Genomic DNA, 10,606 nt, shown 5'->3' with positions numbered 1-10,606 from the left:
TCCCTCGACGGCCTGGTCGGCGCCTGCAAAGTGGCCCTGGCTTCCGGCGCACTGCCCGCCACCGGAGGGCTCCGGCCCCAGGTCATGGTCACCATCGATTACCGCGACCTCCTCGAACGCCTCCAACGAGACACCGGCACGGCCGCCGACGGGGCCGGCCAGGTCAGCGCCACCGGCCAGTTCGAGCGGGCCGGAACCACCGGACCGGGCCAGTTCGGCCGGGTCGGAGCCACCGGACACGGCCCCGGGGCGGGATCGCTCGGGTTCACCGGCACCGGGACGCTGGCCTTCACCGGCCCCGTCACCGCCGCGACCATCCGCAAAATCGCCTGCGACGCGGACATCATCCCCGTCCTGCTCGGAGCCCAGGGCCGGATCCTGGACATCGGCCGCACCAGCCGGATCTTCCCGCCCCACCTCCGCAAAGCCATCACCGCCCGCGACCAGGGCTGCGCCTTCCCCGGCTGCACCATCCCCGCACCCTGGTGCGAAGCCCACCACATTAACTACTGGTCCACAGGCGGCACCACATCYACCGACAACGGAACGCTCCTCTGCTCCCACCATCACCACCTGACCCACAAAGAACAATGGACCATCCAGATCCGTGCCGGGATCCCGTGGTTCATCCCGCCACCCCACCTCGACCCACGCCAAACACCCCGAAGAAACCACTACTTCAGAAGCTGAACGGCGCACCCGGAGTTGCTGAACGGCGCACCCGGAGTAGCTGAACCACGCACCCGGAGTTGCTGAACGGCGTACCCGGCCGACCGGAATCCGAACGGTCACACGATAGGGGAGCCCAGCAGGGCCGCCGCGTCCGGCCGTGACTGCAGCGAAGGTGTCATGCCGCCTGGGCTCCGAGACCGACGACCCGAGACCGACGACCCGAGACGGACGACCCGAGACCGAAGTCCGAGAGGGAAGGCCGACGGCCGAAGACCTGCGGCCCGGGGCTGTGGACCGGACGTTGGGCCACGGAGGCGGCATCGGTCGCTAGAGGAACCGCACAGCAGATGCGATAGTGACGGGATGATTAACCAGCAACAGCTCTGGGACGACGAGACCGCGAGGAAGTACGACACGCCTGGAGAGGGAATGTTCGCGCCCGAGGTTCTCGGCCCCACGGTAGAGGTCCTGTCGGAGCTCGCGGGTGACGGTCCGGCCATCGAATTTGCCATTGGCACGGGCCGGGTTGCGATTCCGCTTTCGGAAGCGGGGGTTCAAGTCAGCGGTATCGAACTGTCCCACGCGATGATCTCCCGTTTGCGTGAGAAGGCCAGCGAACGCAACATTCCCGTCGTTCAGGGCGACATGACCGAGGCATTGGCGGGGGAGAACTTCTCGCTTGCATTCCTGGTGTTCAACACCATCGCCAACCTCTTGACGCAGGACGATCAGGTGCGCTGTTTCCAGAACGCTGCGCGTCATCTTGCGCCTGGCGGGCGCTTCGTCATAGAGCTCTGGGTGCCACAACTCCGCTCACTGTCGCCCGGCCACGGTGGGACGGTTGAAGAGAGCGAGCCCGGGTATCTCCTAGTCGATACCTACGATGTGCTGAATCAGCACGTCATCTCGCACCATGTGCGGTTCGCCCCGGAGCTAGCGGACGGTCAGGAGGCGCGGATCGGACGGACGCCGCACCGGTACGTCTGGCCCAGCGAGCTGGATCTCATGGCCCGGCTGGCCGGGTTCGAGTTGGAATCCAGGTGGGCGGACTGGGATGGCAGCGAGTTCACCGGAGAATCCCGCAGCCACGTCTCGGTGTACCGGCTTACTTCACCCTGAAGGACCGCTCAGCCGGTCTTGAAGGGGATCGGGGTGCCCGGCGGGAACGGGACAGTGCCCTGGTCCGGCGTCATCGTAAACCAACCGTCGTTTTGCTCGGTCAGGAAGAAGAGATGCCGGCCGCCGACGTCGAGCGGGTCGCCGTCGGGATAGGACTTTCCGCAAGTCACCGGCATGGACGCGATACGGACCGGGCCCTTGCCCAGGCTGCCTTTGAGCACTTTCTCCACTTCCACCACGTGGACATTGGCCTGGTAACCGTAGATCCGGATCTCACCGTCTCTCTGGAGGGGCGTGCCGACCAGGACCGCGCCGGCGTGGTCGAAGCGTTGTTGCATGGTCTCGAAGCGGACCCAGTCAACGCAGGCGTCCGTGCGGGTGACAGGCACCAGCCAACACCCGCAAAGCAGCACGCCCAACACGACGCCGATCGTCGCTGTCCCCGCCAGTCTCCGCATGCTCGAACCTTAGCCGCCACCGGGAGTGCAGTCCATGAAAAGCGTTCTCCCAAGCGCCGCGACGGCAAGGGGCAATAGCCGCAGACCGGTGCTAGCGGATCAACGCGAAAACCCGCAACGGCTCAGGGCTGAAGTCAGCGCCTTCGGTGAAACCCAGGGCTTCGTAGAAGGCTCGCTGGCCCGGCTCGTTGTCGGTGAGGAGGACCGTCTGCCGGACGTGCCCGTACCGCGCCTGGACGGCTTCCAGCAGCGTCCTTCCCACACCGGTTCCTTGGAACGCCGGGTCCACGAGGATGTCCTGCAAGTAGCAGATGGTCGCATCGTCGGAGACGGCCCGGGCAAGCCCAACCAGTTCCCCTCCGACACTCCGGGCAGTGACCACAAACGAAGAATTCCGGATGGCCCGAACGAGCAGTCCCAGGTCCCGGGAGTAGGCGGCCCACCCGACGGATTCATAAAGCGCCAGCGCCTCGGCGTCGGTCACGTCGGCGCTGGCGGAGATAGAGAACTGGGGCATCGCACCAGTGTGGCATGCTGAACTTCGTGCACCCCCGGAATCCAACCGCTGCCCCCTCGCGAGTCCTCTTCTACGGCGTCACCGGAAGCGGGAAGTCCTCCGCCGCCCGTGCCTATGCGGCGAGAACGGTGCTCCCGGAGTTCTCTGCCGACGACGACATTGGCTGGCTTCCGGGCTGGCGGCAGCCGGACACCGCCGTTCAGCGGCAGCTCGCGGCGCGCATCGCCGGCCAGGACAAGTGGGTCCTGGACAGCGCCTATGGAGTGTGGCGTGACCTTGTTGTGCCGCGAGCGGAGCTGATTGTCGGACTGGACTATCCGCGCTGGCTTTCGCTGCTCCGGCTGCTCCGCCGCTCCTTTCGCCGGGTCATCGCCCGAGAGGAAGTCTGCAACGGGAACCGGGAAACGTTCGGCCGCCTGGTCGCCCTGGACTCGATCATCGGGTGGCATTTCCGCTCGTTCAGCCGCAAGCGACGGGTCATGCGCGAACTGGAGAGCAACCCTGGCACCGCCGAGGTCCGCATCTTCCGCCATCCGCGGGAACTCGAGGCGTGGCTCCAAGGGCTCCCGACAGCAGGCCCGAACCCAGCCGGGTAGTGCCAGCCCCGCTCCTGGAGGCCCAATCCAGCGTCAGCGGACGCTATTTCTTCCCGAACAGTCCGCCCAACAGTCCGCCGAGGCCGCCGTCGTTTTTCCGGGGCTCAGCGTCCTGCGGCGCCTCTTCCTGAGGCTGGCCCGGGAGGTCAATGTCGATCAGCTCACCCGGTCGCGGCTCACTGCCGGACGGCTGGACCTGCGGGACAGCCTGCGGCTGGAGCTCGGGCTCGGCGGCATTGCCGGCGTCCGGGGCTACAGCTTCATTGGCCGTCCGCTGCTGCCCGCCGCCAAGCATGCCCCCGAGGATGTCGCCCAGGCCGCCGCCGGCTGCGCCCGCGCCGCCGCCGAGAATTCCACCGAGGATGCCGCCCAGGTCAATGCCTCCGGCTCCGGCCCCGGTTCCGCCGCCGGCCTGGCCGCGACCGCCCAGGACCTTGTTGGCGAGGTAGGACATGACGATCGGCGCGAGCAGCGGCAGGAGCTTGCGGACCAGGTCCCCGCCCATGCCGCCGAGCTGCGCGGTTCCCGCCAGCTGGTTGGCGACCTGGTCCTGCTGGCCGCCAAAAACATGGTTGACGATCTTTTCGCCGTCGGCAGTGTCCACCTGCGCCGCATCGACGCCGCCGTCGACCAGCCCGTCGCGGTGCTGGCCGAGCGCGGACTCCAGCGAGGCCGCGCCCTCCGGAGCCTGTGCGTTGTTATGCAGTCCGGCGAGGAGCGTGGGCACGGCAGCCTCCACCGCGGCCTGGGCGGTCTGCCGGTCAGTTCCGAGCATGCTGGCAATTTGGTCTACCGGGATCTGCCCGAGGATGTCCTGAAGCTCAGTCATGGCGTTCTCCTTCAGCCGCGGGCCGGGCCGCGGACATTGTTGGCGGCGCCGGCAGCGTTGCCGTGGCCGAACTGGTGCCCTTGCATCGTAGCCCGGGGCGGGGGAGGCGGAAAGGCGTCCGCCGGAGCCCCGGGTGCCGTCCAAGAACCGGGGCGATAGCGGGTAATCTTAGAGAGTTCCGGAGCCGGTCCCAACCCTCCGGAGGAGTCAATGGCAGGCAGCAAAAGGCGAGGTAGATGGTCCACATCTGGAACGATCCGTCCGAAGTCCCGGCGGACTTCGGCCCGTCCGTGGTCACGTTCGGCAACTTCGACGGCGTGCACCGCGGCCACCAGCAGGTGCTCTCGCAGCTCATCCGTACCGCCCGCCTGAACCATGCCCGCGCCGTCGCCATCACCTTTGACCCGCACCCGGCGCAGGTCCACCGCCCCGAATCCGCCCCCGAGCTGATCATGGGCCTGGAGGACAAGCTCGTCGCCCTCGGCGAGGTTGGCCTCGACGCCGTCCTGGTGATGAAGTACTCGCTCGAACTGGCCAGCCTCACGCCGGAAGAGTTCGTCTCCTCCGTGCTGGTCGATGCGCTCAAGGCCAGCCACGTGGTGATCGGCCACGACGCCCGCTTCGGCCGCGGCAACTCCGGGGACCTGGACACCATGAAGGAACTGGGGGAGAAGCTCGGCTTCGAGGTCCAGGTCATCAGCGAGTTCGGTTCCGAAGGCTACCCGTTGCACGGACACCACGGCGGCGGACAAGACGACGGCGGCGCGAGCGACCGCCGTTGTTCCTCCACCTGGGTCCGGGAAGCGCTGCGGGAGGGTGACGTCGCCACCGCCGCCGCCGTCCTGGGCCGGCCGCACCGGATGCGCGGCGAGGTGGTCCACGGGGCAGCTCGAGGCCGCGACCTCGGTTTCCCTACGGCCAACCTCTCCTCCGATGCCAGCGGCTACATCCCCGCGGACGGCATTTACGCCGGCTGGCTCGTGGACCAGGCCGGCACGCGGTGGCCCGCCGCCATTTCCGTGGGCTCCAACCCGACCTTCGACGGCGTTAGCCGGCAGGTCGAGGCGCACGTGATCGACCGCCCGGAAGAGGCCGTCGAGGACTTCGATCTGTACGGCCAGACAGTGGTGGTCGAGTTCGTGGCCCGTTTGCGCGGCATGGTCGCGTACCGTGGCCCTGAGGCGCTGGTTGAGCAGATGCGGCTTGACGTCGTGCAGGCGCACGACATCCTTTTCGCCGGCTAGCGCGCCCCGTTTGGCAAGGAAGGCAAGACGTGACGATTGAGAAGAACACGCGGGAGCTGGACAAGGACATAGTCCGCGACTTCAGCGCCCGGATGAGCTACGCCTCGTACCTGCAGTTGCCGACGCTTCTCAGTGCCCAGCAGCCGGTCAGCGAGCCGGAGCACCACGACGAGATGCTGTTCATCATCCAGCACCAGACCACGGAACTGTGGCTCAAGCTCGTGCTGCACGAACTCCGCAGCGCGGCCGCCTGGCTGCGGGCGGACGACCTCGGCTCCGCGCTCAAGGCGATCGCCCGGGTCAAACACATCCAGAAAACCCTGACCGAGCAGTGGTCCGTGCTGGCCACGCTCACACCCACCGAGTACTCCCAGTTCCGCGGCTTCCTCGGCAACTCGTCCGGGTTCCAGTCCAGCCAGTACCGCGCGGTGGAATTCCTGCTCGGCAACAAGAACCGCAAAATGTTGCCGGTGTTCGAATCGGACCCCGAAGCCCACCGGATGCTCCAGGAACTCCTCGAAGCCCCGAGTATCTACGACGACTTCCTCGCCTACCTCAAGCGCCAGGGCTTCGACGTGCCGGCCTCGGTGCTCAACCGGGACGTGAGCCAGGCCCACGAGTTCTGCCCCGAGCTGGTCCCGGTGTTCAAGTACATCTACGAAAACGCCGCGAGCAACTGGGGCGCCTACGAAGCCTGCGAAGAACTCGTGGACCTGGAGGACAATTTCCAGCTCTGGCGCTTCCGGCACCTGCGCACCGTGCAGCGCACCATCGGCATGAAGGCCGGCACCGGCGGATCCAGCGGCGCCGCGTTCCTGCAAAAAGCCCTCGAACTGACCTTCTTTCCCGAGCTGTTCGCGGTCCGCACGGAGATCGGCCAGTGAGCGCCGAACCGGCGGCCCCCGCGGGCACCGATGCTCTCTGGCAGCGCGCGCTCGACCTCGACGCCGCGGATCCTCTTGCCTCCTACCGCGAGCACTTCCTCGGCACCGATTCGGAGCTGTCCTACCTCGACGGCAACTCACTGGGCCGTCCGCTCAAACGGACCGTCACGGACATCAGCAGCTTCATCCAGGACAGCTGGGGCGGGCGCCTGATCCGCGGCTGGGACGAGGAATGGCTGGAGCTCCCGCAAGCAATTGGAGACCAGCTCGGCCGCGCAGTGCTCGGCGCCGCCCCTGGGCAGACCATCATCGCGGATTCCACCACGGTGGTGCTCTACAAGCTGATCCGCGCCGCGCTGGCCGCCGTCACCGACCCCAGCCGCACCGAGATCGTGCTGGATACGGACAACTTCCCGACCGACCGCTACCTCGTCGAAGGCATCGCGCGCGAAGAGGGCCTCACCCTGCGCTGGATCGAGGCGGACCCGGCCTCCGGCGTGACCGTGGAGCAGGTGCGCGCCGCCACCGGCCCGGCCACCGCCGTCGTGGTCCTGAGCCAGATCGCCTACCGCTCCGGATTCCTCGCGGACCTTCCGGGCATTACCGCCGCCGTGCACGACGCCGGCGCGCTTGTCGTGTGGGACCTGTGCCACTCCGCCGGTTCGGTGGAGATCGGCCTGGACGCCGCGGACGTGGACTTCGCCGCGGGTTGCACCTACAAATACCTGAACGGGGGACCCGGCTCGCCCGCGTTCGCCTACGTCAACGCCCGGCACCTGCCCGGGCTGCAGCAGCCGATCTGGGGCTGGATGGGGCGCAAGGACGCCTTCGAAATGGGGCCCGGCTATGAGGCCGCTGCCGGCATCCGGGGTTTCCTCAGCGGCACCCCGGCCGTCTTCGGCATGCTCGCCATGCGCGGCACGCTGGACCTGCTCGAGGAAGTCGGCATGGCCGCCGTGCGGGAGAAGTCCCGGCTGCTGACCGCGTTCGCCGTCGAACTCCATGACGCCTGGCTGGAACCGGCCGGCGTGCGGCTGGCAACTCCGCGGGACCCGGAGCTGCGCGGCAGCCACATCACCGTGGACCACCCGGCCTTCCGGGAGATGACGGCGGTGCTGTGGGAGCAGGACGTGATCCCCGACTTCCGTGCACCGCAGGGCATCCGGATCGGTCTGTCGCCGCTGAGCACCTCGTTCGCCGAGCTGTACCGGGGCGTCGCGGCGATCCGCGGGCTGCTGGCAGACTCCGAGTAACGGTGGACGGCCCGCGGACTGTTTAGACAACTTCGACGGCGTGCCAGTAAACTAAACGTTGGATCCGGCTGCAGTCCGTGGCGGCTGGCTCTTGTTGTGCTGTGGAAGCCTTCCCAAGGGCGGGGATTTCCGGCGCGGCACACCCGGCAGTGAATTACTGATTCGGGCCTCACGGCACATCTCTAGGAGTTAACGTGGCACTTGAAGCCGCTGTAAAGCAGTCCATCATGAAGGATTTCGCAACGTCCGAGGGCGACACCGGCTCGCCGGAGGTCCAGGTTGCAGTCCTGACCCAGCGGATCAAGGATCTGACGGAGCACATGAAGGTGCACAAGCACGATTACCACACCCAGCGCGGTCTGCTGGCCATGGTTGGTCGTCGCAAGCGCATGCTCACCTACCTCAAGAACACTGACATCAACCGCTACCGTGCGCTCATCGAGCGCCTCGGCCTGCGCCGCTAGTCAGCTCTAGGGGGCGGCCCTTTCCATCGGAAGGGGCCGCCTTCTGCAAAAAAACTCAACAGGAGGATCAACCGCATCACGCATTCGCGGTCCTCGGTAGTGATCTCCGGGAACGGCTTCAAGGACTGAAGCCTTGGCCCGTGGGTCTCGATCGATGACCGGGTGCAGTGCAGTCCAGTAGACAGATGCTGGACTGGGTTGATGCGGCTGGACTCCGTAAATCAAGAAACGGAGGTGACTCTCTTGGAGGGTCCCGAAATCCAGTTCTCAGAAGCCGTCATTGACAATGGCCGCTTCGGCAAGCGGGTTATCCGCTTTGAAACCGGCCGTCTTGCCAAGCAGGCAGCCGGCGCAGCAATGGTCTACATCGATGAAGAGACCGCGCTGCTGTCCGCAACTACCGCCGGCAAGCACCCGCGCGAAGGTTTTGACTTCTTCCCGCTGACCGTCGACGTCGAAGAGCGCATGTACGCCGCGGGCCGCATCCCGGGCTCGTTCTTCCGCCGCGAAGGCCGTCCCTCGACGGAAGCCATCCTGGCCTGCCGCCTGATGGACCGCCCGCTGCGCCCCGCGTTCGTGAAGGGCCTCCGCAACGAGGTCCAGATCGTCGTCACCGTGCTGTCCATCAACCCGGACGAGCTGTACGACGTCGTCGCTATCAACGCGTCCTCGATGTCCACCCAGCTCTCCGGCCTGCCCTTCTCCGGCCCGATCGGCGGCGTCCGCGTTGCCCTCGTCGCCGACGAGCACGGCTCGCAGTGGGTTGCCTTCCCGAAGCACTCGCAGCTGGAGAACGCCGTCTTCAACATGGTTGTTGCCGGCCGCATCGCGGGCGACGACGTTGCGATCATGATGGTCGAAGCCGAAGCCACGGACAACTCCTGGAACCTGATCAAGGAACAGGGCGCCACCGCCCCGACCGAAGAGGTTGTTTCCGAGGGCCTCGAGGCCGCCAAGCCGTTCATCAAGGCTCTCTGCGAAGCGCAGTCCGACCTGGCAGCCCGCGCCGCCAAGCCGACCGTCGAGTTCCCGGTCTTCCTGGACTACCAGGACGACGTCTACGCCGCCGTCGAGTCCGCTGCCGCCGAGAAGCTGGCCGCTGTCTTCCAGATCGCCGACAAGCAGGAGCGCGACACCGCCTCCGACGAGCTGAAGGACGAGGTCACCTCTTCCCTGGCCGGCCAGTTCGAAGGCCGCGAGAAGGAACTGTCCGCAGCCTTCCGCTCCGTCACCAAGCAGGTCGTGCGCCAGCGCATCCTCAAGGACCAGATCCGCATCGACGGCCGCGGCCTGACGGACATCCGCCAGCTCACCGCCGAGGTCGAGGTCCTGCCCCGCGTCCACGGCTCGGCCATCTTCGAACGCGGCGAGACCCAGATCATGGGTGTCACCACGCTGAACATGCTCAAGATGGAACAGCAGATCGACTCGCTGTCTCCCGTGACGCGCAAGCGCTACATGCACAACTACAACTTCCCGCCGTACTCCACCGGCGAGACCGGCCGCGTCGGTTCGCCGAAGCGCCGCGAAATCGGCCACGGTGCCCTCGCAGAGCGCGCCATCATGCCGGTCCTGCCCTCCCGCGAGGAATTCCCCTACGCGATCCGCCAGGTATCTGAGGCTCTCAGCTCCAACGGTTCGACGTCGATGGGTTCCGTCTGCGCCTCCACGCTGTCCCTGCTGAACGCAGGCGTGCCGCTGAAGGCCGCCGTTGCCGGTATCGCCATGGGCCTGGTCTCCGACCAGGTTGACGGCCAGACCCGCTACGCAGCCCTGACCGATATCCTCGGCGCCGAAGATGCCTTCGGCGACATGGACTTCAAGGTTGCCGGTACCTCCGAGTTCGTCACGGCCATCCAGCTGGACACCAAGCTCGACGGTATCCCGGCGTCGGTCCTGGCCGCCGCCCTGAAGCAGGCCCGCGAGGCCCGCCTGCACATCCTGGACGTGCTGAACTCCGCGATCGACACCCCGGACGAGCTCTCCGAGTTCGCGCCGCGCGTCATCGCGGTCAAGATCCCGGTAGACAAGATCGGCGAGGTCATCGGCCCGAAGGGCAAGATGATCAACCAGATCCAGGAAGACACCGGAGCCGACATCTCGATCGAGGACGACGGAACTGTCTACATTGGCGCCACGAACGGCCCGTCTGCCGATGCAGCACGGTCCGCGATCAACGCCATCGCCAACCCGCAGGTCCCGGAAATCGGCGAGCGTTACCTGGGCACGGTCGTCAAGACCACGACCTTCGGCGCCTTCGTTTCCCTGACCCCGGGCAAGGACGGTCTGCTGCACATCTCCGAGCTGCGCAAGATCGCCGGCGGCAAGCGCGTGGACAACGTCGAAGACGTTGTTTCCGTTGGACAGAAGATCCAGGTGGAAATCACCAAGATCGACGACCGCGGAAAGCTCTCCCTCTCGCCCGTCGTGGCCGATGAGGAAGGGTCTGCGGACGCTGCCAACACTGAGGTCTCCGAGGAGTCCGCAGAGTAGTCTTTCCTGACCCAAGCAGCGGGGCCGGTGGATTCGTCCACCGGCCCCGCTGCCGTTAAAGGCAGGTAGGATTGCAG

At 66.6% G+C, this 10,606-nt stretch carries 11 protein-coding genes; 8 read left to right on the top strand and 3 right to left on the bottom strand.

What is annotated here, in order from left to right:
• Positions 1-690, top strand: a 690-nt coding sequence (locus AC1DGE_RS16480) for an HNH endonuclease signature motif containing protein (protein ID WP_476917828.1), incomplete at its 5' end; no start/stop codon positions are given.
• A gap of 345 nt (positions 691-1,035) precedes the next feature.
• Positions 1,036-1,791: a class I SAM-dependent methyltransferase gene (locus AC1DGE_RS16475; protein WP_441419373.1), complete on the top strand. Its 756-nt coding sequence runs from the start codon at positions 1,036-1,038 to the stop codon at positions 1,789-1,791.
• An 8-nt stretch (positions 1,792-1,799) separates the two neighbouring features.
• On the opposite strand, the gene AC1DGE_RS16470 is transcribed toward AC1DGE_RS16475, so the two are convergent.
• Positions 1,800-2,249, bottom strand: coding sequence for an MBL fold metallo-hydrolase (locus tag AC1DGE_RS16470; RefSeq protein ID WP_476893617.1), 450 nt, complete (start codon positions 2,247-2,249; stop codon positions 1,800-1,802).
• Between the two features lie 91 nt (positions 2,250-2,340).
• Positions 2,341-2,766 (bottom strand): GNAT family N-acetyltransferase, encoded by a 426-nt coding sequence (locus AC1DGE_RS16465; protein WP_441419375.1) that lies wholly within the window; start codon positions 2,764-2,766, stop codon positions 2,341-2,343.
• 14 nt (positions 2,767-2,780) lie between these two features.
• Between AC1DGE_RS16465 and AC1DGE_RS16460 the strand changes: the two genes are divergently transcribed.
• Positions 2,781-3,362, top strand: coding sequence for a P-loop NTPase family protein (locus AC1DGE_RS16460; protein ID WP_476893616.1), 582 nt, complete (start codon positions 2,781-2,783; stop codon positions 3,360-3,362).
• Positions 3,363-3,405: 43 nt separating this feature from the next.
• Here the strand turns inward: AC1DGE_RS16460 and AC1DGE_RS16455 are convergent, their stop codons facing one another.
• Positions 3,406-4,191 carry a DUF937 domain-containing protein gene (locus tag AC1DGE_RS16455; RefSeq protein ID WP_476893615.1) on the bottom strand — a complete coding sequence of 262 codons (786 nt, stop codon included), beginning with the start codon at positions 4,189-4,191 and terminating at the stop codon, positions 3,406-3,408.
• Positions 4,192-4,427: 236 nt separating this feature from the next.
• Between AC1DGE_RS16455 and AC1DGE_RS16450 the strand changes: the two genes are divergently transcribed.
• The 5 genes from AC1DGE_RS16450 to AC1DGE_RS16430 all read left to right on the top strand — a co-directional run bounded on the left by AC1DGE_RS16450 (position 4,428) and on the right by AC1DGE_RS16430 (position 10,529).
• Positions 4,428-5,435: a bifunctional riboflavin kinase/FAD synthetase gene (locus AC1DGE_RS16450; protein ID WP_476917827.1), complete on the top strand. Its 1,008-nt coding sequence runs from the start codon at positions 4,428-4,430 to the stop codon at positions 5,433-5,435.
• Between the two features lie 29 nt (positions 5,436-5,464).
• On the top strand, positions 5,465-6,319 hold the full coding sequence (gene kynA / locus AC1DGE_RS16445) for a tryptophan 2,3-dioxygenase (protein ID WP_476893613.1): 855 nt from the start codon (positions 5,465-5,467) through the stop codon (positions 6,317-6,319).
• Positions 6,316-7,572: a kynureninase gene (gene kynU / locus AC1DGE_RS16440; protein ID WP_476893612.1), complete on the top strand. Its 1,257-nt coding sequence runs from the start codon at positions 6,316-6,318 to the stop codon at positions 7,570-7,572. Before kynA ends, kynU begins: the two co-directional genes overlap by 4 nt.
• A 194-nt stretch (positions 7,573-7,766) precedes the next feature.
• Positions 7,767-8,036: a 30S ribosomal protein S15 gene (gene rpsO / locus AC1DGE_RS16435; protein ID WP_290258342.1), complete on the top strand. Its 270-nt coding sequence runs from the start codon at positions 7,767-7,769 to the stop codon at positions 8,034-8,036.
• 243 nt (positions 8,037-8,279) lie between these two features.
• Positions 8,280-10,529 (top strand): polyribonucleotide nucleotidyltransferase, encoded by a 2,250-nt coding sequence (locus AC1DGE_RS16430; protein WP_441419447.1) that lies wholly within the window; start codon positions 8,280-8,282, stop codon positions 10,527-10,529.
• Positions 10,530-10,606 lie beyond the last annotated feature (77 nt).

This window comes from Arthrobacter sp. 05N425, from assembly GCF_056397125.1.
This window is presented reverse-complemented; position numbering and strand designations above follow the sequence as displayed.